The organism is Bavariicoccus seileri WCC 4188 (assembly GCF_000421665.1).
Classification (GTDB): Bacteria; Bacillota; Bacilli; order Lactobacillales; family Aerococcaceae; genus Bavariicoccus; species Bavariicoccus seileri.
The window spans coordinates 1-26159 of record NZ_ATXL01000032.1; the positions used below are offsets into that span (position 1 = coordinate 1).

Here is a 26159-nt window from a genome sequence, read left to right on the forward strand (position 1 = left end):
GATCTGATTTTAGTGATGCAAGATGGTAATATCATCGAACACGGTACGCATGATAGTCTATTAGCAGCAAATGGCTTCTATGCCGACCTGTATCAAAGTCAATTTGAAGAAGAAACACCAGCTGAAATACACATGTCCTACTAAATAGCAAAGAGGGAGAAAATCGTTGAAGATTTTCTCCCTCTTTCCGTTTTTACAGCTGTAATCTCATGTTAGCTTGTAATCTCATGTTAGCTTGTAATCTCATGTTAGCTTGTAATCTCATGTTAGCTTGTAGTCTCATTTTATTTTAAAGTGATAGCACGAGAAATATAAGAAACACGAACAACTCAAGTGACTCCAACTATTAGAATAAGCGTATCAATCAGTAAAGAATACTGATGCTCCGATAGCATTTGGGCCACCATGGACACCAAGTACAGGCGTGAATTCTTTTTCAAAGTACACGTCTGCTTTAGCAATCACGTCATCTAATTCTGTTTTTAAGATAGCGAGTTCTTCTTCATTGTCCCCAGAGAACAGGGCAAAATAATAAGGACGACCACTAGCTATTTTTTTGCGAATGTTGGTAATCAACTGCTTACGACTTCGCTTAATACCTCGCATTTTTTCAGTAATCGTAATCTCACCATCTGAAATAGTCAGGACAGGTTGGATCTTCAACATCATCCCAATAGCACCTTTGACTTTACTTAAACGACCTCCACGGATGACGTACTCTAATGTCCTAAATAGGGCATGGATAGAAGCATCTGGAAGCTTGCGGTTGAGTGTATCAACTACGGTGTTAAAGTCTTTACCTTCTGAACGGAGTTTGTCAGCATAAATACCGATCAAACCAACTGTCGCACCAGCTTGTCTTGAGTCCACAACTGCTATTTCTAAATTGGGGTGGCTTCGAGCTACGAGATGGACTAAATCTTGCATTCCAGTTAATTTTTGAGAGGTCGTGATAAATAAAACTTGTGTCACTCCTTTTGACTCTAGGTCAGTCAAGAAATCTCCTATTTCTTGTGGACTAGGAATCGCTGTTTTTAGAGTATGGCAAGCGCCCATTTTCTGGAAAAATTCCAGACTTGTGATATCAACAAGATCCTTATAATGTTTTTCATCCATTTGGATATTGTATGGAATCAGTTCGATATCATATTTTTGAGCTAACTCAAAATCAAAATTTGAAGATGAGTCGAGTACAATCTTAAATGTTGGCATTAGTGAGTCTCCTTTAATAATCCTCTGATTCCTTGTTTTTCCAGAATCATCTCAGTGAGTAGCATCCGACTGTAAGCATCAGAAATTGCCGCAATAGCAATAAGTTTGCGGGATATTTCAAAGCCACTATAGCGGTAGCTTGGTAGCGTTGGGTCTAGAAGTGGTTCAAATGTTCGTTTGGTGCTTTCAGACAAGGTTTTGATGAAGCTATCATATGCTTCCTCATGGCCAACTAGTTGGACCATCAAGTTGATGCCACTATGGACATCTTCCAGTGGAATAATATGTTTCAAGATAGTAATTACGATGATCTGTGCAATGTGCAATCGATCATATTTACGACCGATTGGTTTGGGCAAGACTTCCCATTTCGTGTAGTTTTGGATCATAGTGGAAGTCAGTTTTTGATTCTTCAAAAGATAGGGTCCCAATTGTTCGTTGACATAATCAACAACTTGTTGGTTAAACAAAGGCATTGCAGGAAGGTCATTCCAAGTGGGTAAAGAACGCTCCAAAAGTATTATTATCCGATCAGCCATACAATCCTCCTTGTGGTCAAAAATAGTAAAAGCAGTAAAAACATTAAAAATGTTAAAAAGGTTAAGTAGTTATAATAACCACTATATCTAGTTATAATAACCATATGTTTTCTACGCCTAAGTTTAAAACATGGATACAGAAATGTCAAACGAGTTTGAGAACATATTTTGAGACTATATTTAGACAAAAAAAGACTGGAACCGTTGTTTCAGTCTTTTCAATGAGTAATTAGTCAAGTTATCTTAAGTAGCTCTAGTAACACGAGCTTTGGTAATGCGAGTAATCTTGTGAGCTTTATCAGATTTATTTCAGATTTATTGTGGAGATTTCGATTTAAAATCGATACTCAGTAAGATGTTCAATAGTATCCCAAAAATAGAAGCAGTAGCAATAGCAGGTAGTGGTGTATTACCAACAGGGATCATCCCATTAGGAAAGGCAAAAGAACCTCCTAAACCGATGATCAAGATCGTTGCAATGATTGCTAAGTTTTTAGAGTCAAAGAGATCGACACCTTTGTTGATGATAATAGCGATTCCTTGTGCTCCGATAACACCAAACAAGTAAATACCAGCGCCATTGATTACAGGGCTAGGAACACTGTTGACGAGTGTTGATAAAGGGCTGATGAAAGAAATCAACATCGTGATGACCCCGGCACAACCGAGTACCCAAACTGAGAAGTTATTAGTGATGGCCATTGTTGAAATGTTTTCCCCATAATTGGTTCCAGCTGGACCACCGAATAATGAGCTAACAATATCGCCGATGCCATCACCAATCAAGTTGAGGCCTAATTTGTCGGCAATATTATATTTCTTTGTGACTCTACGTTTTTTAGCCAGATTATTAACGTAGATATCTAATTGGAATAAGTGAGCTGTCGATTCAGGAATTGTTGCAATTGCTATCGGCATGATTGCCCAGACGGCACCCATGTTAGGCGTTGGCAATGTAAAATGAGGGACTTGAACGAAAGACTGATCAAACAGTCCTTCAAAACTAACCATTCCGAAAAAGAAGCTTAAGACATAGCCAATGGCCATTCCGAGTAATATTGGGACTTGTCCCCAAACGCCATTTTTGACGTAAACAGAGAATAAAATCGTGCTGATTAAAGTGACTAGAGCAACGATGATTGAGTGAGTATCAGTCGTGTTGGTAGCAGCATCATAACCAAGAGCTCCAGTTAAAGCACTCCCTGCTAGAGAAAGCCCGATGATGATTGCAATACTACCAGTAACAGTAGGTGGCAAGAATTTTTCGATTTTATCTTGGCCAAAACGATTGACGATAATCCCTGCTAAGATTGAGACAAATCCGGATGCGATAATCCCAAACTGCGCTTGGGAAATGAGTTCATCAGGAGCATTGACACCCATAGTGATGCCACCGACTCCACCAGTAATCCCAACGATTGCTGTTATATAAGAAAAACTGGATCCATAGTATAATGGAATCTTACCTTTGGTAACAAATAAGAAACAGAGTGTTGCAAATCCACTCGCAAAAATCGTAGTTGAAACGTGGAAACCTGTAAGTAATGCGACCATGACAGTAGCCGGAAACATGACTAATATCTGTTGGATTGCGAATAAGACCAATTTACCTGCTGTAGGGCGCTCATCTGGTAAATACCCTGAAACACCTTGTGTTTTTGTATGTTGCATTGTTTCCCCTCCTTGGTTATGTAGGTCCAAAAAGGCACAAAAAAAAGAGCACAGAATGCCCTCAAAGTTGTTTGACTTAACACCTTATCGATCTCACTGGATCAACTTAAAGGACCTTCCCTTAATTATAGCAAAAGTTCTTAGAGATTGATAGATGAATCATAAGAATTTCTTAAGTTAGTGATTGGGTTTGTTAAGAAAAAATCAAGCTTTGGTTAAGCCTTGTCCTCTAAATATGCTAAAATGATGGTATTGAAGCTAAAAAGCTAGTGGACTTCTAATAGAGCGTTTAATAGAGCGTTCCAAAAGAATTCAAAAAAGAGATCTAGAAAGAACTCTAAAAAGGGTTTATAAGAAGGACAATAAGAACGCCACAAAATCAAATTGTAAAAACAATAGTCAATAGTAGCTGACCTAACTGTTAAAAAGGCAATGAAAGGACAAGACAGTATGAATCGTTCACAGCAAAAAAGACAGCGGATGATCAATATCATCTTAGCAATAGGAGATAGTGTGGTTTATATCATTAGTCTTTTTCTGGCTTATTTTGTCAGATATGGCTACAATTTTGACCGCATTTTCCCTGAACAATTCCACCTTGTTTTTTGGGTGACTTTAATAGGATTTCTATTGATCCAAGTAGGATCAAGTACCTATGATCTGACCAAAATGAGAAAGCCAGATCTGGTCGTTAGATTAGTCATGAATCAGTTTCTGACGGTTATTGTCATGATGAGCTTGACGGCTATCACCGACGCGATGAGGACGCCACGATGGGTTTTATTGCTTTATTTTGTATTCTCATCAATTCTGATAGTCACCTGGCGATTAGTGGCACGACGGTTATTACTCAGATTCATTCCCCGACAACGTATTGCTGTTATTGGATTTGAGAAAGACATTGACACGATGCTGCAACAACATCCTAATTTTGGCTTTGATGGGCTGATCAGCCACATTATAATCGGAGATTTTTACTATAATTTGAGAGATCATATAAAAGAATATGATGCTGTATATTTAAAATCAGCTATCACAGATGCGGATGAGAAAAAGATCAAACGGTTGTTGATTCGAAATAACAAGGGTATCATCTCTGATGGCGATACGATTCAATTGACTGCAGCTACAGCGGGACTAATCAGTAATCCATATGTTTGCCTATTAGAACGAAATGGCTTTGAACGAGCTAGCACCGACCGATTTTTAAAACGGATGATTGATCTCTTAATTAGCTTACCGTTAGCAATCGTTATGGCACCAGTTGTGGCGATTTCTTGGCTCATTTTGAAACTCCAAAGTAATGACCCAGTATTTCAAAAGACGGAACTTTTGACGGTAAATGAGCAAGTCTTTTATCATTATAAGTTTAACTCAGACATCTTCAAAAAGCAGGGCAGTATAGCTGACTTGGAACAGACTGGGGAGATTGAAGCAGACACGAGTGAGCAACCTAAAAACTGGATTGCTAGTCTCCATTTGACCCACGTTCCAGAATTATTCAGTGTTGTGAAAGGAAGTATGTCGATTGTTGGGCCTAGCCCTGAGCAACCATTCTTTGCGAATCAATTCAAATCGCAAGTCCCTGACTATTTCTTGCGATTTAAGGCAAAACCTGGTTTGATTCACCCTGTCGATATACTAGGCTTCAGAGCGAAAACGGTTGAACAAAAATTGAAGTATGACCTTTATTACATCAAAAATTTTAGACCCAGAATGGATGCGGTTTTGATTCTTCAGTGGCTTGCACGGAAATTTATGTTTAAGAAGTCAAAAATGAGAGCTGAATCTACTGTCAGAGGCATCACCTTGGAAGAAGCAGAGAGTGACTCTAATTACATCGTCTTACACTAAGCCGATTAGATGTATTAGGTGGAGCTGATTAGTCAGTCATTAAGAGTAAGCAAAAGAATTTTACCTGAAAGTGTTGTATAATAGTTTATCGAATGGTGGTTGCTTTACTGGTTTAATAGTAGGTGTTTGGAGAGGTAATCCTCACATCACATGTCAGTTGAGTTTTGGTCATCAAAAAACAGGGTGTTATTATAAATATTAGGAAATGAGGTGGCGGTGATGACAGTTTGCGATTATCAAGATGATAGTTTAGCAACGCATACCGACTTGTACGAAATCAATATGATGAAAACTTATTGGGAGAAAGGAATTGCTGAACGAAAGGCAGTTTTTGAGGTTTTTTTTCGTAAGTTACCATTTGGAAATGGTTATGCCGTCAACGCAGGTTTGCAACGTATTATCGAATATATTGATGGGTTACGATTTTCAGAATCTGATTTAGAGTACTTGAGTGCAGAAGAAGATTACCCAAAAGCATTTATCCAATATTTGAGAGATTTCCGTTTTAAAGGCAATATTAGATGTGTTCTCGAAGGGGATCTCGTCTTCGCTAATGAACCAGTTGTTCAGGTAGAAGGAACTCTAGCAGAATGTCAGCTGGTTGAGACTGCTTTGTTGAATATCGTCAATTTTCATATTTTGATAGCGACAAAGGCTAGTCGCATTAGAAGTGTCGCTGGCAAGGATCCAATCATGGAGTTCGGATCCAGAAGGGCTCAAGAATTGGATGCAGCTATTTGGGGCACACGTGCCGCTTATATCGGTGGGTTCGATGCCACATCAAACGTTCGTGCTGCTAAATTATTCGGCATTCCTGCTAGTGGGACGCATGCCCATGCGCTAGTACAAGTGTATCGTGATGATTACAAAGCGTTTAAAGCCTATGCTGAGACCCATAAAGATTGCGTTTTTCTCGTCGACACTTATGATACGTTGAATTCTGGGGTGCCAGCTTCTATCAAGGTGGCAAATGAATTTGGGGACAAGATCAACTTCCAAGGTGTTCGAATCGACAGTGGCGATATGTCCTATGTGTCTAAAAGAGTGAGACAACAATTAGATGAAGCCGGTTATCCGCATGCACTGATTTATGCGTCAAACGATTTAGATGAATTGACAGTTCTAAACTTGAAGATGCAAGATGCTAAAATCGATGTTTGGGGGATTGGGACGAAGTTGATTACAGCTTATGACCAACCAGCTCTTGGCGCAGTTTACAAATTAGTTAGCATAGAGGATGAAAACGGGCAAATGGTCGATACGATCAAAATCTCCTCCAATGCAGAAAAAATAACGACGCCTGGTAAGAAACAGGTCTGGCGGATCACCAATAATAACGGTGGTAAATCAGAGGGTGATTATATTGCACTCTGGGATGAAGAACCCAATGAATTAGATGAATTGTATATGTTCCATCCAACCTATACGTATATCAACAAGACCATTAAAGATTTCTCGGCACGGCCACTATTAGTAGACATTTTCAGCAATGGGGAGTTAGTCTATGATATTCCACACCTTGACGAAGTCAAACGTTATGCGGAAGTCCAATTAGCAAACCTTTGGGATGAATATAAGCGGATACTTAATCCAGAGCCATATCCTGTTGATCTCTCTCAAAAGGCATATGATCATAAGATGAACTTACTGGATAAAGTACAAGCAAAATTCAAAAAACAAAGTCGTCGTCAAGTCACACGCTAAGGAGTCAACGTTAACAACGAAGCTCATAGTCTTACTAACAGTCAGTAAATCAGAAATCAGAATAAAGGAGCCAAAAAAATGCGCGAAAAGCAAAAGGAAATCATAGAAGCTCTGAAAGTCAGCGCGTCGATCAACCCTGAAAAAGAAGTCAGACGCTCTGTCGATTTTTTGAAGGAGTATCTCCTGAAACACCCTTTTCTAAAAACATTCGTATTAGGGATAAGTGGTGGGCAAGACTCCTCACTATCAGCTAAATTAGCCAATATTGCGGCAGCAGAACTGAGAGAAGAGACAGGTGATGAAAGTTATCAATTCATCGCAGTTCGTTTACCTTACGGTAATCAGGCGGATGAAGAAGATGCTAAAAGAGCCTTATCGTTTATTGATCCTGATGTGTCGTTGCGGGTCAATATCAAACCTGCAGTAGATGCTACAGTGCAATCAATTGAAGAAACAGGGACATCAGTGTCTGATTTCAATAAGGGTAATATCAAGGCTCGTCAACGGATGATCACTCAGTATGCGATTGCGACGGCTAATGCAGGGGTAGTGATTGGAACGGATCATGCGGCAGAAAGTGTCACAGGATTCTTCACAAAATTTGGTGATGGTGGGGCAGATATTTTACCATTATGGCGGTTAGATAAACGTCAAGGTAAGGCACTGCTCAAGTACTTAGGGGCGCCTGCTGATATCTATACCAAAGTACCGACTGCTGATTTGGAAGATGACAAGCCTCTTATTGCTGATGAACAGGCTCTTGGTGTGACTTATGAGGCTATTGATGATTATCTAGAGGGCAAAGACGTCTCTGATAAGGATGCTCAAACAATTGAAAGCTGGTATGACAAGACAGAACATAAACGGCAATTGCCTATTACTGTCTATGATGACTTTTGGAAATAATAAACCTAAAAGTGGAAATAGTAAGCCTGAAATTAAAAATAATAAGCCTAAAAGAGTAGAAGAAATCAAAAAAAAGAAACGATTTGCTGACCTATACAGGTGTAGCAATCGTTTCTTTTTTGATGGGAACAATTTTGACATTATCATTGAAAAATTCAATGATCTTTTGGAGGTTGTCTTGATAGAGTGTCAAGGGGGTACTCATTTGATAAGTGACTTGTTCTAAATAATCTTGGTTCAGAGTGTAGAGTGATGGGTGTCGTTGTAGGAAATGAGAGAAAGGATCAATATAAGAATAATCAAAGGTAAGCCGGAAAACTTGGTGGACGATACGGTCAACAATTTGGGATTGGTGGATTGTAGTTGCGGCTGCACCACTATATGCTCTAATTAACCCGCCCGTTCCTAATTTAGTACCACCAAAATAACGTGTCACGACGATCAAGACATCGTGGAGATGTTCCTTTTGAATGACGGACAAAATGGGGACTCCAGCTGTTTGTGACGGTTCTCCGTCATCACTACAACGAGCGATACTATCGTCTGGACCAATAACATAGGCAAAGCAATTATGGTTTGCTTTTTGATGTTCCTTACGTACTTTTTCCAAGTGGATGGTGGTCTCTTCTTCAGACTCCACAGGAATGATAGTTCCGATAAAGCGAGAGCCTTTGACGATTGTCTCGGCGGAATTGAGTTCCTTGATAGTTAGATCTGCCATACGATTTCCTCCTCGAAATTACTGTTAGTATAGCAAAGAACATCATACACCAACAACTATGAAAACTTTTTGGGTTTATGCTATACTCTTAAGTAATTATCATTTGCTAGAGCTACGTTATTTTTATGGGGTTACCTAATTTTTGGCTTTTTGTTGATGTGATAAGTTATTTTGATAATATGTTATTTTAATAATATAATGAAATTTGAGTTGGCAAAGTTCAAATTAGAAACGAATTGGGGAGCTATATCCTATGAAAATTGCATTAGTAACTGATAGTACGGCCTATTTGACGAAGGCTCAACAGGCTGCTTGGCAAGTTGAGGTAGTCCCATTATCAGTGACATTTGGCACGACTTCTTATAAAGAAACTGAGATAGACTCTGTTGAGTTCTACCATTTATTAGCAACCGACAAACATTTTCCGACAAGTTCTCAACCTGCAATTGGCGAACTGATCTCATGCTTTGAATCACTAGATCGTCAAGGCTATGATGCCATTATTTCTATTCATTTATCTAGTAAAATCAGTGGCACTTATCAAACGGTATCAACTATCGCTAACCAGTGGGGAGATGATCATCAAAGTGTCATCTATCCAATTGATTCAACAGTTGCATGTGCGGTCCAAGCTCGTTTACTCCAGTACGCCCGTGAACTGATCGATGCTGGTTATAATGCAGAAGCTATCGTAAAGCGTGTAGAGCAATTGCGTCATTTAACAGATGATTATTTTGTGGTGAATGATCTGTCTAATCTACAACGTGGTGGTCGTTTGACGGCTAGTGCTGCTGCCATTGGGACACTGCTTAAAATCAAGCCTATTTTGACATTTGATGATGGCAATATTGTGGTATTTGAGAAAATTCGGACAGAGAAGAAAGCCTATAAACGGCTAGAAAAATTGATGAAAAATGCCTTCAGCAATGAGGGGACTTATCGTGCTACTATCGTTCACGCTAACTTCCCAGAAAAGGCAAAAGAATTGCAAGACCATTTCAGTGAAGTATTCCCTGATGTCTCGTTTAGTATTGCCTACTTTGGACCAGTTATTGGCACTCACTTGGGTGAGAAGGCGATGGCTGTGACATGGACGAGAGTACCTGAAGAAGGTTACTTAACGGACTTTGATGCCTTAGGCCAAAATTAAATATGTGATAACAGTCTAGCGACTGTGGTGAAGGATCTCGATTTGAGATTCTTTTTTTTGTGCAAATGAGACACTTTTGTCGTCTTTGTAGAAATGATAGTGTAGCAGACTATCGGGCTGTCTATGATTGATGATTGGGTAAGGTATATTAGCTGTAGTGGCTCTAAGGGGATATCGATGGATTATTCTAGAACTGGAACAGATACTGATAAAACAAATAAAAGAAATGAAAGAAACAAAACGATCAAAATAAGTAAAACAAGTAAGATAAATGGTCCAGAAAAAAAGATGAATGTGGCAGATGTTCTCATGAACGAACTATATGGTAGACGTCTCGTCTTAACGGAGTGTTCTCCAGATTTGAGAGCAGCTATTAGTGACACTATAGAAAAAAATACCAAAGCTGTAGTCATAGAAGATGCAGTTGTTAATGGAAAATGTCAAAGGTGTGGTAATAAAGATCCTAGTCGCTTTTATCCGACACCGTGTAAGTGCTCATCTCACTGTACTTATTGCTTAGATTGTCTCCCTTTTCACCGTATCAAGTCATGTTCTAAACTAGTGTCATTATCACAGCCTCTAGCATCATTAGCATCAGCTAGTCAGGATAAAGAAACGAGATTAATGACAGAGTTTTCTTTGAGTCCAGCTCAAGAGCGTGTTTCAAAGGAAGTTACAACAGCTTTTTTAAATCGCCAATCTCATCTGGTTTGGGCTGTGACTGGCGCAGGAAAAACGGAAATGTCTTTTCAGGCCATCAAAGAAGGGCTAGATAGTGGGATGTGTATAGCGTATGTCTCGCCACGGGTTGATGTTTGTATTGAATTACGTCGGAGATATCAGAACGCTTTTCCAGATCTTACTATTCCTTTACTTTATGGTGGTAGCGAGGAGCCTTACGAGTTTCAACCTTTTATGATGATGACGACACATCAACTCATACGATTCTATAGAGCCTTTGATGCGATTATCATCGATGAAGGCGATGCTTTTCCTTTTGTGGATAGCGATATGCTTAAACGTGCTATAGATTTAGCAAGTAAAGAATGCTCTTCTAGGCTTTGGTTGACTGCCACACCACCATCTTTTTTGATCAAACAAGTTAAAGAAAAGACACTGAGTCAAAGTGTGCTGCCTAGTCGTTTTCATGGGCATCCCCTAGCTGTTCCACGTAGTATTTATATTGGCCCGTGGCAACAGGCAATTGATCGGCTAAAACTATCTTACCGATTGCTTAAACTACTCACCCGATATTATGATAGCGGCAATCCTTTTCTTGTATTTCTGCCTGATATTAATAGAATGCTTAAATTGGAGTCAGTGATTCAAAAAGCCTTTCCTTCCTGGAGTTTTACTTCTGTGTCAAGTGAGGATGAGGAGCGACCACTAAAGATACAAAAGATGCATGATGGGAACTATCGTTTTATATTAACCACTACGATATTGGAACGAGGGGTTACCTTTCCAAACATCGATGTCATCGTTTTAGGAAGCGAGAATGAGACCTTTACGACGGAATCACTTGTCCAAATTGCTGGGAGGGTAGGAAGAAACCCTGACCGACCCAAAGGAGATGTTATTTGGCTGCATAATGGTCAAACAAGAGCAATGAAACGGGCAAAGAAGCAAATCGTTTACCTAAATCGTTTAAAGAGACAAGAAGACCGCAACATGTCCCAATAAAAGTGGAGGTATTTTTGAATGAAATGTGTGATTTGTGATAATACTATTAGTTCCACATTTCAATTCGATTTTTGGATGAGCTTTAGGCCAAAGTGTGAGAAGAGAGTATGTGACGAGTGCTTAGAGGCGTTAAAGAAGGCACAGTATGAGCGGACGCACTGCCGGTGTTGTGGGCAAAAAATATCACTGATAAATCCTGATAGTGATTTGTACGGGGATATCTGTTCTAATTGTGCTTATTGGAAACAAAAAGGAGATCATCATCGATTAAAAATCTATCCAGCCTATCATTACCACGGTGTTTTACAAGAATTGATTCAACGTTTTAAGACAATGGGAGACGTTCGAATGGTTCATGTATTGGCTCCTGCTATCAAAAAAACGAGCGATAGCATGTTAAAAACAGAGAAGCTCGATCCAAAACAAATCGTCATTGTGCCTTTAGTCAGTTCTCCAAAGAGAGAAGAAGCACGAGGATTCAACCAAAACAAAGTCATTCTTGAAGAAAATAAGATGCCTTTTTTTGATATCTTAGAACACATTGAAGATGATTTAAAACAGAGTCAACAAACTAAAGCAATGAGACTTAGTCGGGATTCAGTCTTAAAGATTAAAAAAGAAATAGATAAAACGGCTATAGAACAATTAATACAGGACAAGACGATTATTCTAGTCGATGATGTGTATACAACAGGGCGTACCCTACATGATGCAATCTCCTGTCTGTTGCCCTATAAACCACAACAGTTTTTCGCGGTTGTGTTAGCACATTAGAAAGTTATAATCGTTTGTCAACTTCTTCTAAAAAGTTTATAATAATAATACAAAGCTAAGTGGAAGAGTGGTCCTTCACTTTAACTTAAAACTGGCTTTGCCAGGCGAAAGGAGATAATTACTATGTTCAAATTTAATGTTCGTGGTGAAAATATCGAGGTAACACAAGCGATCCGGGATTATGCCATCAAGAAAATCAGCAAGTTAGAGAAATATTTTGATGATCAAGAAGTGACGGCACATGTCAACTTAAAGGTTTATTCAGATAAAACCGCTAAGGTTGAAGTCACGATCCCATTCTCCTTCCTTACATTACGAGCTGAAGAAACTTCTCCTGATCTTTATGGTAGTATTGATCTAGTCGTTGACAAATTGGAACGTCAAGTTCGTAAATATAAAACTAAAATCAATCGTAAATCACGTGAGAAAGCCTCTGAGGTATTGATTGCCTCCGTTCCAGGAGAAGAAACTTCCGATGAAGATGAAGGCATTCAAATTGTGAGAACGAAACGTTTTGCTTTGAAACCGATGGATAGCGAAGAAGCTGTTTTACAAATGAATATGTTGGGACATAACTTCTTTGTGTTTGAAGATGCTGAAACAGGTGGCATCAACATCGTTTACCAACGTAAAGACCAAAAATACGGATTGATTGAAACAGATAATTTTTAAGGAGCAAGCCGGAAGAAATGCGGCGCCTCGTAGCAAAACTCGAGCACTGGTTTTTCTGAAGGTTGAGTTACTACACTCGTTTACTAGTTTGTTTCTAATAGGCAACAGTACTAGTACTAATAGCAATAAGAAATACCAATAAAAATTAGCAATAAGAAATAGCAATAAGAAAAAACAATAAGAAAAAAATAAGAGGTAGAGGTAATTCTCTGCCTCTTATTTGTCGTCGATTTGCTCTTCTTTAACGGTCAAAGAGCAGTGTTCTCTTATAATTGGTTTTTTTATTGTAGTGTTCTGGGTAAAAGGTTTATTTATGCATAAACTAATGCTAGAATAACAATGATGCTGTATAGTTTACGATACGAGGAGTGTCGGAAAAATCACTGGAGTATCGTCATAGTGGTACATTGGTGCTTGCTCTAATGACTATACTTAAAGAAGTACTAAAGAATATCAAAATGGTTTAGTCATAGAAACATCAGATAGATTTGAAGAATAGCAACATCTGAAAGATTTTTAAAGAATAGAAAGAATTAGATAGATAAAAAAGAAATAGAACGGCAATAGAAATAAACAATAGGCAAAGTTATCTGTAAGTACGATCGTTACAAAGGAGACCGTAATGGCAAATTTCATTAAAAAATTGGTTGAAAATGATAAAAAAGAAATAAAACATCTCAGCAAGGTTGCAGATAAAGTCTTGGCATTTGAAGATGAGATGGCTCAGTTGAGTGATGAGGATTTTCCAGTTAGAACTGAAGAATTCAAATCACGGTTTGAAAATGGTGAAACTTTAGATAAGTTATTACCAGAGGCTTTTGCGTTAGTGCGTGAGGGTGCAAAGCGTGTGCTTGGATTGTTCCCTTATAAAGTGCAGGTCATGGGTGGTGTCGTTCTTCATCATGGCGATATCGCTGAAATGAAAACTGGTGAAGGTAAAACATTGACGGCAACGATGCCGGTCTATTTGAATGCTCTTTCTGGTAAAGGGGTTCACGTTGTAACGGTCAATGATTATTTGGCAACTCGTGATGCTGATGAAATGGGAGAGTTGTATCGCTTTTTGGGTTTGAGTGTTGGTCTTAACCTGAATGGTAAGTCTCCTGCTGAAAAACGTGAGGCTTATAATTGTGACATCACTTACTCAACAAATAACGAGCTAGGCTTCGATTATCTTCGTGACAACATGGTTGTTTATAAAAAAAACATGGTGCAACGGCCACTCAATTTTGCGATTGTCGATGAAGTTGACTCGATCTTAATTGATGAAGCGAGAACACCGCTTATTATTTCAGGACAAGCTGAGAAATCGAATATTCTTTATAATAGAGCAGACTTTTTTGTTAAAGGATTAAAAGAGGAACAAGATTATACAATCGACATTACCTCAAAAACAATTTCGTTAACAGATGAGGGGATTACTAAAGCTGAGAGAACGTTTAGAACTCCAAACTTGTATGATGTGGATAATGCAGCTTTGACTCACCATATCGATCAAGCCTTACGTGCTAATTACATTATGATCAAAGATATCGACTATGTTGTTGATGATGGCAAGGTCAAAATCGTTGACCAATTTACGGGACGTATTATGGAAGGTCGTCGTTACTCTGACGGCTTACACCAAGCTATTGAAGCAAAAGAAGGCGTTGAGATTGAAAACGAGTCGAAAACGATGGCAACGATCACTTTCCAAAATTACTTCAGAATGTACCAAAAATTATCCGGGATGACAGGTACTGCCAAAACGGAAGAAGAAGAATTTAGAGAAATATATAACATGAATGTTATTGTGATCCCAACTAATAGACCAATTGTTCGGGATGACCGTCAGGATTTACTCTACCCATCTTTGAAATCCAAATTCCACGCGGTGGTTGAAGATATTAAAGAACGTCATGGCAAGGGGCAACCTATCTTAGTAGGGACGGTTGCGGTTGAAACGTCTGAGTTATTATCACGTTTATTAGCAGCACAAAAAATACCACATGAAGTATTGAATGCTAAGAATCACTTTAAAGAAGCAGAGATTATTATTGGTGCCGGGCAAAAGGGTGCCGTTACAATCGCGACAAACATGGCTGGTCGTGGGACTGATATAAAACTTGGACCTGGTGTAAAAGAACTAGGCGGATTATGCGTAATAGGAACTGAACGGCATGAATCTCGTCGTATCGATAACCAGTTGAGAGGACGTTCTGGACGTCAAGGAGACCCAGGTGTTACACAATTCTATCTTTCCTTAGAAGATGATTTAATGAGACGTTTTGGTTCTGAAAGAATCCAAGCAGTCTGGAGCCGTTTAGGTCAAGATGGCGACGAAGACATTGTGATCCAAAACCGCTTCTTTACAAAACAAATCGAGTCTGCCCAAAAACGGGTAGAAGGTAACAACTATGATACGCGTAAAAACGTGCTAGAATACGATGAAGTAATGCGGGAACAACGGGAAACAATCTACAGTCAAAGACTACAAGTCATTAGTGAAACTAAAACGCTAGAACCTATCATCAGAGGGATGATCACTCGGACTGTTAAACGGATGGTTGAAACACATACCGTTGCTGTTGGAGAACAAAAGAATTGGAATCTAGAAGGCTTATTGGAAGCTGCTGAAGCTGCCATCACTAAACCAGCTGAATTGAAACTAGATGACTTGAAAGGCAAAACGGTTAAACAATTAGAAGAGTTGTTAGAAGACCATGCTTACAAGATTTACGAAGGTAAAAGACAACAATTCACGTCACCAGATCAAATGCTCGAGTTTGAAAAAGTAGTTATTTTGAGAGTAGTGGACCGTAAGTGGACTGACCACATCGATGATATGGATCAACTTCGCCAAAGCGTTGGATTAAGAGCATATGCTCAAACGAATCCATTGACTGAATATCAAACAGAAGGATTCAATCGCTTCAATGAGATGATTGCGGCCGTCGATTATGATGTGACACGAATCGTGATGAAAGCTGAGATCAGACAAAACTTGAAACGGGAACCCGTCAAGAATACTCATGGTAACTAGGATGAAAGTGACAACTCTATCGAGAGTTATTACTTTGGAATAGGAATGATTGAAGAGCAATTGATCGGTTTCAGACCTTTTTAGATAACTGTAGCTGGAACAATTTGTTCCAGCTATTTTTAGCCTTTAAATTACCTTTTAGCCTTTGAATTACCAGTAACAGTAAAAACCAAGAGTATCAGTATAAAACTAAGAGAGACAGCAAAAAAACAGAGTAAAAAAACTAAGAGAAACAGAAAAAACAAGAGAAACAGTAGAAAAACAGAAAAATGGGGTTATATAAATGGAAATCAGTGAACTAAATAATATAGCGGCTTACGCCAAAGAACAGGTCAAAAGTTTCAGGAGGTCTCTTTGACTTAGATCAGCTTGAGGAGGATATAGCTGCCCTTGAACAAGAGATGAGTGTGCCAAATTTTTGGGACAAACAAGAGAAAGCACAAAAGACAATCGACGAGTTGAATCAAAAAAAATCTGCTCTAGAAGAATTAACACAATTGAGTAATGGGGTATCTGATCTAGAAACAGCAATCAGTTTACTGAGGGAAGAGGAAGATCCAGAGCTCATGAAAGAAGCAGAGTCGGATGCTATTGCACTCAAAAAGGCAGTTGATGACTATGAATTGAGTATGCTACTTGATGGGCCTCATGATCATTCTAATGCCATCTTGGAAATCCACCCTGGTGCTGGTGGAACAGAATCGCAAGATTGGGGCAGTATGCTGTTGCGGATGTACACAAGATGGGCTGAGCATCACAACTATGAAGTCGAGATGCTAGACTATCAATCTGGAGACGAAGCGGGTATTAAATCCGTGACCTTATTGATTAAAGGATATAATGCGTTTGGTTATTTAAAATCTGAAAAAGGAGTGCATCGTTTAGTTCGTATCTCACCTTTTGATGCAGCCGGAAAGCGACATACTTCCTTCTGTTCGGTTGAAGTGACACCTGAAATAGATACCGATATCACTATCGATATTAATCCTGATGATCTCAAAATCGACACCTACAGAGCCTCAGGTGCGGGTGGACAACATATCAATAAAACGTCATCTGCAGTCCGCATCACCCATATTCCAACGGGTATCGTTGTTCAAAGTCAGGCGCAACGGTCACAATTCAAGAACCGTGATCAAGCAATGAGTATGTTAAAAGCGAAGTTATACCAACTGGAAGAAGAAAAGAAAGAAGCTCATCTAGCTGAACTGCGCGGTGAACAAAAAGAAATTGGTTGGGGATCACAAATCAGAAACTATGTCTTCCATCCATATTCAATGGTCAAAGATCTGAGAACAGGCTATGAGACTGGAAATATTGCTGCCGTGATGGATGGCGATTTGGATCCGTTCATCGATGCTTACTTAAAATGGAAATTAGAACATTGATAGGTAAAACAAGAGCCGTGATGTCTTTAACGAGACAAGCGATTGAGTGACCCAACACAGGGCTTTATCAAATGATGGTAGTCTTTGACACTGGATTGTAATTAAATCTCAATGCTAGCACCGGGCTCCTCATGCTATAATAAATAATTGTACAAGCTAACTCAGCTAACTAATCGTTGATGACGATTAGAGGAATTAAAGAGGAATGGAGTAATACACATGATCGAAATGATGAATCTCACCAAACGTTACGGGAATGGGTTAACTGCTCTCCGCAACATTTCAGTTCAAATAGATCAAGGCGAGTTCGTCTATCTTGTTGGACCAAGTGGTGCCGGTAAATCAACTTTTTCAAAACTGATATATCGAGAAGAAAAAGCGACGAGTGGCTATATTCAAGTTGGCCCTTTTAATGTGATCAAGATGAGCAATCGAGATGTCCCTTATCTAAGACGCCATGTTGGAGTGATCTACCAAGATTTTAAGCTATTACCAAAATTAACTGTATTTGAAAATGTAGCCTATGCTATGGAAGTTGTTGGCAGAAGGCCGAAAGAAATCCAAAAACGAGTCAATGAGGTGCTTGATCTCGTGAATCTAAAGCACAAAATGCGTACTTTTCCAGACGAATTGTCGGGCGGTGAGCAACAACGGGTCTCGATTGCACGTGCTATCGTCAATACCCCAAGTGTTGTTATCGCTGATGAACCAACCGGCAACTTAGACCCAGAAACGTCTCTTGAGATCATGCGTATTTTAGATACGATCAATACGCAAGGGACAACAGTCCTGATGGCGACACATAATCGCCAAATCGTGGATACGATTAGACATCGTGTTATCGAGATTGAAAATGGCGAGATTGTTCGGGACCAGAAAGAGGGGGACTACGAATATGTTCATTAGAAGTCAGTTTCGTCATGTTCGCGATGCCTTCAAAAGCTTGACTCGTAACGGGTTATTGACCTTTGCATCGATCACAGCTGTTTCATTGACCTTACTACTATTCGCTTTTGCAACTAGTTTTTTACTGAATATGAATAGTGTGGCTGCTTCCATCGAAAATGATGTAACAGTCAAAGTGTTTATTGACATTGCAGCAGATGAAGCGGAAGAAAAGCAATTAGAAGCAGATATTTCTAAATTACCAGAGGTCGCTAAGACAGAATATCGGACTAAAGATCAAGAGTTAGAGGATGTCATCGAATCACAAGGTGATGCTTTTACCTTGTTCGAAGGCGATTCAAATCCTTTCCAAAATGCCATTATCGTTTCAGCTGTTTCACCTTCTGATACAACAAAAGTGGCGGAAGAAGTTGAAAAAATGAGCTATGTGAGTGATGTCAATTATGGTGGGGAAAGTATTGATAAATTCTTCACTTATGTCGACACCGCCCGCAATATCGGTATCGCTATCTTAGTGGCACTTTTGATTGTAGCGACCTTTTTGATTTCAAACTCTGTTCGGACAGCTATCTACGCTAGAGGAACTGAAATAGAGATCATGAGACTAGTAGGAGCAAAAAATTCTTACATCAGAGCTCCTTTCTTCCTAGAAGGTGGGATTATCGGATTCTTAGGGGCTATTGTACCAATCGTCCTCTCAGTTTCTGCTTATTATTATGTTTACAATAAAGGAATCCAATTTTTAGCAGGAACCTCATTACAGTTGCTCAATCCGATGCCATTTCTCCTTTATTTGAGCCTAGTGATGCTTGCTGTCGGTATTTTGATTGGGTCATTTGGATCACTATTCTCAATTACACGCTTCTTAAAAAAATAGAAAATAACGTTCAAAGAAAAAGCAATTGCAGATTTATCTTGCACCATTGCTTTTTTTTTGATTATTATAACGGTAGTGACTATCTAGTCACGACACTAAAAATCTGTAGTAGCTAGATTAGGGAAACATTCAATATAATAGCAATAACAAAAGAGAGGTAAGGGGAGTTATGGCTGAAAATCAAGACGACATCAAAAAGGTTTTAGTGGTTGATGATGAGGAATCAATTGTCACATTATTGAGTTTCCATTTGGAAAAGGCAGGCTATGAGGTTGCGGCCGTGATGGATGGTCTAAGTGCATACGAAAAAGCTAGTTCTTCCAACTACGATTTCATTATTTTAGATTTAATGCTTCCTAAAATGGATGGGATAGAAGTCTGTAAAAAAATAAGGCAAGAACAGATCGATGTGCCAATCATCATGTTGACAGCTAAAGATGATCAGATTGAAAAGGTGCTCGGTTTAGAACTTGGAGCAGATGACTATATGACCAAACCATTCAGCCCTCGGGAGCTACTGGCACGGATGAAGGCAATCAGTCGTAGAGGTCGTAAGAGTAACGAACAAGAAGTCAAACAATCTGATATCAAAGTGGGCGATCTGTTAATCTACCCAGATCGTTATGAAGCATGGCGAAAAGGTGTGCTTCTGGAATTGACCCCAAAAGAATTTGAACTATTAGTTTATATGGCGCAACGATTAAATCGAACACTTAGTCGCGAACAGTTATTGGAAGCAGTCTGGAATTATGATTTTTCTGGAGATACTCGGATTGTTGATGTCCATATCAGTCACTTGCGGGAAAAAATAGAATCAAAGGATGACACCAATAAATTCATCAAAACAGTCCGTGGTTTTGGTTACAAGTTAGAAGGGTAGGTAATCTACCAATGGTCAGATACTTTCAAAAACAGTTTACAATACGAATTATTACTGTATTTTGCATCGCTGCTATTATCGTTTTTAGTGCTATATCTGCACAAGCATTGAGGACCAGTCAAAGTGAAGCAGCACAGGAGCTTTCCAGAAAGTTAATCCAACAAGAAGAATTATTGCTACGTAGTGGCGTTGATTCAGAAAGACTGTTTCAAACTTACGAAGCTTTAAATTTATCTGATAACGGAACTTATTGGTATGTGCTCAACAGTAAAGGGACTAGCGTTTTGGTGCCTGCTAATCGTTCGTTTGAGCCTAGTCCACTATCAGATTGGCTAAGAGTTGGCACATCCGAGGTCTATTCTTCTATAGGGTATGTCGGGCGACGGTATCAAATGCCTAATGGCTTCCAACTTATTGCGGTCAAAATAGTATCCCCTTTCGCAATTCTTAGGGATTTTTGGATAGCACCATGGCCTGCTTTTGCAGTACTTAGCTGGATTATCTTGCTGTGGTGGCTGGCGAGACTGTATTGGAGACAATCGAGCACCTGGTGGGCACTTGAGGATACTGTCCAAGCTCTATATGAAAAAGACTATCATGTTAGGTATCATGGCCCTTTCCAACAAAAAGAGTTTATCGGCGGCCAATTGAACCATCTCTCAAAACGCTTGGAAAAGAATGCCTATCTCCTGACAGAACAGGACGAACAAATGATTTTGATTTTGCAGCATTCAATCATTGGTATTTTACTATTGGATGAGAATAGGCAAATCAAATTAGCCAATCCTGCTGCAGAGCAAATGCTTGGTAAAAAGAATCAGCAGCTGATCAATATGACGGATGCTCATGTCATAGAAAGTTATGGCTTACTTCACTTGATCGAATTGGCCTATCGAACGGGTGAACTCCAAACTGATGAAGTTGTCTTTTATTATCCCAGTGAACTGATTATCAATGCTAGTGTGATTCCGGTAGACAGTGCTGTCCACCATACGAATTTTATCGTTTTACTGTATGACTTGACCCAAATCAGACAACTTGAAAAGGTCAGAAGTGATTTTGTAGCCAATGCCTCACATGAATTGAGGACACCGATTACTTCTATAAAGGGGTTTGCTGAGACTTTACTTGATCCTAATAATCGAGAGTCAGACACATTAGACAAATTCTTAACGATTATTGTAAAAGAGAGCGGTCGTTTGGATGATATTATTCATGACATCTTATCCCTGACCCGCCTAGAACAGAAGTCAGTACCGTTAAAAAGGGACGAAGTCGATATTAATGCACTGTTGGATAAAATCAACACGAGTTTATCTGCCAAAGCGGACCGTTTAGACATTACAATTGCTGTCTCTAGTCCGCCTGATTTGAAGTGGTTTGGGGACCAACAGCGGCTAACACAAGTATTGACCAATTTACTAGAAAATGCGATCCACTATAATTATCCAGGGGGTCACGCCGAGATCAATGTACAGGCGATGACCCCAGAAGAGGGAATCAGGATTGAAGTGATTGACGATGGGATAGGAATTCCTCAGGCAGATCTCACACGAATTTTTGAACGCTTCTACCGTGTAGACAAAGCAAGAAGTCGTAACTCAGGTGGGACTGGGCTAGGTTTGGCTATCGTCCGTAACCTTGTAAAAAGCATGGCAGGCAGGATTACGGTTGTCAGTGAACTCGATGAGGGGACACAATTCGTGATTGAATTGCCAAACTATTTAGAGTTTACAAAAAATTTACAATAATGATTGAAGACAATTTACAATAGCTTGTTATGATGTACCTGTAAGATAATACTGCTTAAATAAGAGGGGTAAAATATGTCAATCAATAAAATTGCTAAATGGTCTATTTTGTTAGGTACAACTGTTGTATTAGCAGCTTGTGGTAATGGGAACTCTGATGGTGGCGATGGCGGAAATGGTGCAAGTGGAACGATCAATGTTATCAGCCGTGAAGATGGTTCAGGAACACGTGGTGCTTTTACTGAAATTACTGGAATCTTAGAAAAAGATGGCGACAACGAAACAGATACAACTTCTCCTGATGCAGTAATTCAAAATTCAACTGAAGGCGTTTTGTCATCCGTTGCAGGTGATGTTAACAGTATTGGTTACATTTCCTTAGGGTCATTAAATGATACTGTTAAGGCAGTTAAAATTGATGGTGTTGAACCAACGAGTGAAACTGTATTGTCAGGTGATTATAAAGTTTCTCGTCCGTTCAATATAGCTTGGAAAGGCGATTTAGCAGCTCTACCAGCTGATTTCGTTCAATTCATCCATTCAAAACAAGGACAAGAAATCGCAGTTGATAATGGGTATGTTGAAGCTAAGTTAGATGGTGCAGATTACTCAGCATCCAATCAATCTGGCTCTATCTCAGTTGTAGGATCAACTTCTATCAGTCCGTTGATGGAAAAATTAGCTGAAGCTTATAAAGAGTTGAACCCAGATGTTCAAGTTGATATCACTGCTAATGGTTCTTCAGCTGGTATGACTGCAGCAATCGAAGGAACAGCCGACATTGGTATGGCTTCTCGTGAACTAAAAGATGAAGAAAAAGCTGAATTAAATTCTGATGCTATCGCGCTTGATGGTATCGCAGTTGTTGTCAACAAGGACAACTCAGTTGAAGATTTGACATTAGATCAAGTCAAAGAAGTTTTTCAAGGGAAAACAACAGATTGGGAAGACTTAGCTAAATAATCAGCCAATCAACGGTAAAGAAGCTGCGACACTGCTTTGTCTCAGCTTCTTTTACTGTTGTTACGTGGCAGTGATAGCCATTATCTCAACCACATATCAAGTAGTGACCTCTCCTATTTTGTGGTCAAATTGCTCAGGATTTGAACCGTTTTAGTGATGAGTTTGATATAATGAATATACTTGCCAAATCTTTTAAAGGAGAAACTTATGAGAAAGCAACAGTTTACTGAAGGGTTTATGAAAGGAGTCTTCCTCCTATCTGCTTCGATCTCAGTGCTAGCAATAATTGTGATTTGTTATTTTATTTTTGCAAATGGTTTACCATTCATTGCCGAATATGGGATCAAAGATTTTTTGTTTGGAACTAAGTGGGCACCATCTAATACACCGAGCTACTTTGGTATTTTACCAATGATCATAGGATCGTTGGTCATTACTATAGGGGCAACGATTGTGGGGGTTCCCACAGGCGTCTTGACGGCAGCTTTTTTGGCTTACTTTTGTCCTAAGCCTCTTTACCGAATATTTAAGCCAGCGGTGCAATTGATGGCATCAATCCCGTCCATTGTGTATGGTTTTTTTGGACTACAACTACTAGTACCCGTCATGAGAAATCAGTTTGGTGGGACAGGGATGAATATCCTTACAGCCTCGATCTTGCTTGGTATTATGATTTTGCCAACAGTTATTTCTTTATCTGAGTCGTCTATCAAAGCTGTCCCTATTGTCTATTACACGGGTAGTTTGGGGTTAGGAGCAACTCACGAACGTACGGTGATGCGGGTTATCATTCCAGCGGCTAAGTCAGGTATCATTTCGTCAATCATTTTAGGTATTGGTCGTGCAATTGGTGAAACAATGGCGGTCATCTTAGTTGCTGGTAACCAACCGAGAATTCCATCTAGTTTGACCCAAGGGGTTCGGACGATGACGACAAACATTGTGTTAGAAATGGCTTATGCAGCAGGACAACATCGTGAAGCATTGATTGCGACATCGGCTATTCTGTTTATCTTTATATTGATTATCAACGGCGTCTTTGCCATTGTGAAGCGGAGGGACTAGAAGTTGGAAAAAAATATTATTCGTTTCCTTGTTTACCTCTCGACTCTTTTCACATTTGGGGCATTATTTTTTGTGATTGGTTATATTTTAATCAATGGTATTCCACATTTGACACCGTCATTATTCAGTTGGCAATACACCTCTGAAAATGTTTCTTTAATGCCAGCTATTATCACAACTTTGATCGTTGTCTTCGTGTCTTTGTTGATTGCGACACCAATTGGCGTCTTTTCCGGATTTTATCTCGTTGAATATGCCAAGCGGGGCTCTAAAGTCGTTGAAGTGATTCGAATTGCTTCTGATACTTTGTCTGGTATCCCATCTATCGTTTATGGGTTGTTTGGGATGTTATTTTTCGTTATTTTCTTAGGATTCCAGTACTCGTTACTGGCTGGTATTTTGACATCTTCGATTATGGTCTTACCAGTTATTGTCCGCTCTACTGAAGAAGCATTACTATCGGTGGATGATTCCCTACGGTCAGCAAGTTTTGGACTTGGTGCAGGGAAACTGAGGACTATCTTCAAAGTTGTGTTACCAGTAGCGATGCCGGGTATATTGTCCGGTGTTATCTTGGCAATAGGCAGAATCGTGGGTGAAACGGCCGCTTTGATGTATACTTTAGGCACTTCCACCAATATGCCTAAGAGTTTGTTCTCATCCGGTCGGACTCTAGCACTTCATATGTACGTGTTATCAAGTGAAGGTCTACATGTCAATGAATCCTTTGCGACAGGTGTCATCTTGATTGTCACTGTATTGGTCATCAATGGAATTTCAACAGTTTTATCCAATAAGCTATCTAAAGGGAGTTAGATGATGAGTAAAATCAGTATTAAGAATATGGATCTATTCTATGGGGACTTTCAAGCTCTGAAAAATGTCAACTTAGAGATTCCTGAAAAAGAAGTCACTGCTTTTATCGGTCCGTCTGGGTGTGGTAAATCAACTTTACTCAAAAGTTTAAATCGTATGAACGACTTAGTGAGCGATTGTCGAATTACGGGCGACATCCTATTAGATGGCGATAATATTTATGCTAAAAACTATAATGTCAATTTGTTGAGAAAACGGGTTGGGATGGTATTCCAACAACCAAATCCGTTTCCAAAGAGTATTTATGATAATATCGCATACGGCCCTAGAACACACGGTATCAAGGATAAACATCGTTTAGATGAAATCGTTGAACGTAGTTTGAAACAAGCAGCAATCTGGGACGAAGTTAAAGATAAACTAAATAAAAATGCCCTCAGTATATCTGGTGGACAACAACAACGGATCTGTATTGCAAGAGCTTTGGCGGTTGAACCCGAAGTACTATTGATGGATGAACCAACAAGTGCGTTAGATCCAATTTCAACAAATAAAATAGAAGATCTCGTGCGCCAATTACGAAGTGATTATACAATTGTGATTGTGACACATAATATGCAACAAGCAGGACGTGTGTCAGATAAAACGGCTTTCTTCCTGGTGGGCGAGATCTGCGAGTTTGGAGATACTGCACAAATCTTCCAAAATCCTCATGATAAAAGAACTGAAGATTATATCTCTGGTAAGTTTGGTTAAAACTCAAATAATAGCGTATGATATGAGCGAGGGGAAATATCTTCAGAGCAGCATAGATAGAGATAATGAGGTCGAATCCATTTAAAAGGGGGAGATTTAAATGATGTTAAGAGAAGAATTTCAAAAGCAATTAGAAGAATTGAACCGTCATGTGAGCCAAATGGGGCTCCAAGTTTTGGAAGCCATTCATAATGGTGTTCGGTCGTATACTGAACAAAATGTTGAAGTGGCCCAACAAGTTGTCGATAACGATAGTAAAATCAATCATGCAGAAATCAAACTTGAACAGGCATGTACACGATTGATCGCATTACAACAACCAAATACAACAGATTTAAGAGCAATTGTCACTGCTATGAAAGTTTGTTCCGATTTAGAACGGATGGGAGACCATGCCGTAGCTATTGCAAAAACAACCATTCGTGTCAAAGGAAACCCACGTATACCTGGTTCTGATAAAGTATTAGCAGAAGCTGGTGCCTATGTGGAACAAATGCTCCGTGAAAGCTTGGATAATTTGTACAAATTAGCTATTAATGCTGCTAAAGAAACAGCTAAACATGATGAGAAAGTTAATCATCTGTTTGTCGTAGCAAATCAATTAGCCATTGAAGAAATGAAAAAGAAACCTGAAATGGTGTTTAATGGCTCAGGATTTATCTCAGTTATGGGTAATATCGAACGTATCGGAGATTATGTCACTAACATCTGCGAACGAATCATCTACATAGAAACAGGAGAACTAGTAGAACTCGGATAGAGGTTGTTCCAGAACCGTTTAGCTTTGAGTAATAAGGATAGCCATCCGAAAATAGGAACTTAAATTTTCGAGATGGATTGACTTATTAC

At 39.3% G+C, this 26159-nt stretch carries 22 protein-coding genes; 18 read left to right on the top strand and 4 right to left on the bottom strand.

The genetic code is table 11. The features are described from left to right. Window positions 1-360: 360 nt before the first annotated feature. The 3 genes from H541_RS0107475 to H541_RS0107485 all read right to left on the bottom strand — a co-directional run bounded on the left by H541_RS0107475 (window position 361) and on the right by H541_RS0107485 (window position 3422). Window positions 361-1212 (bottom strand): DegV family protein, encoded by an 852-nt coding sequence (locus H541_RS0107475; protein WP_022796702.1) that lies wholly within the window; start codon window positions 1210-1212, stop codon window positions 361-363. Continuing rightward, window positions 1212-1751 carry a DUF1836 domain-containing protein gene (locus H541_RS12815; protein WP_022796703.1) on the bottom strand — a complete coding sequence of 180 codons (540 nt, stop codon included), beginning with the start codon at window positions 1749-1751 and terminating at the stop codon, window positions 1212-1214. Before H541_RS12815 ends, H541_RS0107475 begins: the two co-directional genes overlap by 1 nt. A 315-nt stretch (window positions 1752-2066) precedes the next feature. Beyond that, window positions 2067-3422 (bottom strand): uracil-xanthine permease family protein, encoded by a 1356-nt coding sequence (locus tag H541_RS0107485; protein ID WP_022796704.1) that lies wholly within the window; start codon window positions 3420-3422, stop codon window positions 2067-2069. 450 nt (window positions 3423-3872) lie between these two features. Here H541_RS0107485 and H541_RS0107490 point away from each other — a divergent pair, with 450 nt between their 5' ends. The 3 genes from H541_RS0107490 (at window position 3873) to nadE (ending at window position 7886) form a co-directional block, all read left to right on the top strand. Further along, the gene (locus tag H541_RS0107490; protein ID WP_022796705.1) at window positions 3873-5276 is read left to right on the top strand and encodes a sugar transferase; all 1404 of its coding nucleotides are present in this window, start codon (window positions 3873-3875) and stop codon (window positions 5274-5276) included. A gap of 219 nt (window positions 5277-5495) precedes the next feature. Further along, window positions 5496-6980: a nicotinate phosphoribosyltransferase gene (locus tag H541_RS0107495; RefSeq protein WP_022796706.1), complete on the top strand. Its 1485-nt coding sequence runs from the start codon at window positions 5496-5498 to the stop codon at window positions 6978-6980. A gap of 78 nt (window positions 6981-7058) precedes the next feature. Continuing rightward, a complete protein-coding gene (gene nadE, locus H541_RS0107500) occupies window positions 7059-7886 on the top strand; it encodes an ammonia-dependent NAD(+) synthetase (RefSeq protein WP_022796707.1) in 828 nt (275 codons plus the stop codon). A 91-nt stretch (window positions 7887-7977) separates the two neighbouring features. Here the strand turns inward: nadE and H541_RS0107505 are convergent, their stop codons facing one another. After that, the gene (locus H541_RS0107505) at window positions 7978-8607 is read right to left on the bottom strand and encodes a YigZ family protein (RefSeq protein WP_022796708.1); all 630 of its coding nucleotides are present in this window, start codon (window positions 8605-8607) and stop codon (window positions 7978-7980) included. Window positions 8608-8860: 253 nt separating this feature from the next. Here H541_RS0107505 and H541_RS11970 point away from each other — a divergent pair, with 253 nt between their 5' ends. From H541_RS11970 to phoU, 15 genes are all read left to right on the top strand, one after another. After that, window positions 8861-9757, top strand: a complete 897-nt coding sequence (locus H541_RS11970) for a DegV family protein (RefSeq protein WP_022796709.1) — start codon at window positions 8861-8863, stop codon at window positions 9755-9757. A gap of 177 nt (window positions 9758-9934) precedes the next feature. Next, window positions 9935-11440 carry an ATP-dependent helicase ComFA gene (locus tag H541_RS0107515; RefSeq protein ID WP_022796710.1) on the top strand — a complete coding sequence of 502 codons (1506 nt, stop codon included), beginning with the start codon at window positions 9935-9937 and terminating at the stop codon, window positions 11438-11440. A gap of 18 nt (window positions 11441-11458) precedes the next feature. Then, window positions 11459-12214: a ComF family protein gene (locus tag H541_RS13230; protein WP_022796711.1), complete on the top strand. Its 756-nt coding sequence runs from the start codon at window positions 11459-11461 to the stop codon at window positions 12212-12214. Window positions 12215-12337: 123 nt separating this feature from the next. Beyond that, window positions 12338-12886 (top strand): ribosome hibernation-promoting factor, HPF/YfiA family, encoded by a 549-nt coding sequence (hpf, locus tag H541_RS0107525; RefSeq protein ID WP_022796712.1) that lies wholly within the window; start codon window positions 12338-12340, stop codon window positions 12884-12886. Between the two features lie 622 nt (window positions 12887-13508). Further along, window positions 13509-15908 (top strand): preprotein translocase subunit SecA, encoded by a 2400-nt coding sequence (gene secA, locus H541_RS11975; protein ID WP_022796713.1) that lies wholly within the window; start codon window positions 13509-13511, stop codon window positions 15906-15908. Between the two features lie 283 nt (window positions 15909-16191). Then, window positions 16192-17296, top strand: a protein-coding gene (gene prfB / locus H541_RS0107535; RefSeq protein WP_205617809.1) for a peptide chain release factor 2 whose coding sequence is annotated in 2 segments (ribosomal slippage) — window positions 16192-16263 and window positions 16265-17296 — 1104 coding nt in all. Because the reading frame shifts where the segments join, the coding sequence is not laid out codon by codon here. A 219-nt stretch (window positions 17297-17515) separates the two neighbouring features. Next, complete coding sequence (ftsE, locus tag H541_RS0107540; protein WP_022796715.1) at window positions 17516-18202, top strand: cell division ATP-binding protein FtsE; 687 nt, start codon at window positions 17516-17518, stop codon at window positions 18200-18202. Continuing rightward, entirely contained in the window at window positions 18192-19079 is an 888-nt protein-coding gene (gene ftsX, locus H541_RS0107545; RefSeq protein WP_022796716.1) for a permease-like cell division protein FtsX, read from the top strand. The genes ftsE and ftsX overlap by 11 nt, the downstream gene beginning before the upstream one ends. 190 nt (window positions 19080-19269) lie before the next feature. Then, window positions 19270-19959: a response regulator transcription factor gene (locus tag H541_RS0107550; protein WP_026501714.1), complete on the top strand. Its 690-nt coding sequence runs from the start codon at window positions 19270-19272 to the stop codon at window positions 19957-19959. An 11-nt stretch (window positions 19960-19970) separates the two neighbouring features. Beyond that, window positions 19971-21710 (top strand): two-component system histidine kinase PnpS, encoded by a 1740-nt coding sequence (gene pnpS / locus H541_RS0107555; RefSeq protein WP_022796718.1) that lies wholly within the window; start codon window positions 19971-19973, stop codon window positions 21708-21710. A 75-nt stretch (window positions 21711-21785) separates the two neighbouring features. Next, window positions 21786-22673 (top strand): substrate-binding domain-containing protein, encoded by an 888-nt coding sequence (locus H541_RS0107560; RefSeq protein ID WP_022796719.1) that lies wholly within the window; start codon window positions 21786-21788, stop codon window positions 22671-22673. Between the two features lie 207 nt (window positions 22674-22880). Next, window positions 22881-23738: a phosphate ABC transporter permease subunit PstC gene (pstC, locus tag H541_RS0107565; RefSeq protein ID WP_022796720.1), complete on the top strand. Its 858-nt coding sequence runs from the start codon at window positions 22881-22883 to the stop codon at window positions 23736-23738. Window positions 23739-23741: 3 nt separating this feature from the next. After that, entirely contained in the window at window positions 23742-24554 is an 813-nt protein-coding gene (gene pstA, locus H541_RS0107570) for a phosphate ABC transporter permease PstA (RefSeq protein ID WP_022796721.1), read from the top strand. A gap of 3 nt (window positions 24555-24557) precedes the next feature. Next, window positions 24558-25310 (top strand): phosphate ABC transporter ATP-binding protein PstB, encoded by a 753-nt coding sequence (gene pstB / locus H541_RS0107575; RefSeq protein ID WP_022796722.1) that lies wholly within the window; start codon window positions 24558-24560, stop codon window positions 25308-25310. Window positions 25311-25410: 100 nt separating this feature from the next. Continuing rightward, on the top strand, window positions 25411-26070 hold the full coding sequence (phoU, locus tag H541_RS0107580; protein ID WP_022796723.1) for a phosphate signaling complex protein PhoU: 660 nt from the start codon (window positions 25411-25413) through the stop codon (window positions 26068-26070). Window positions 26071-26159 lie beyond the last annotated feature (89 nt).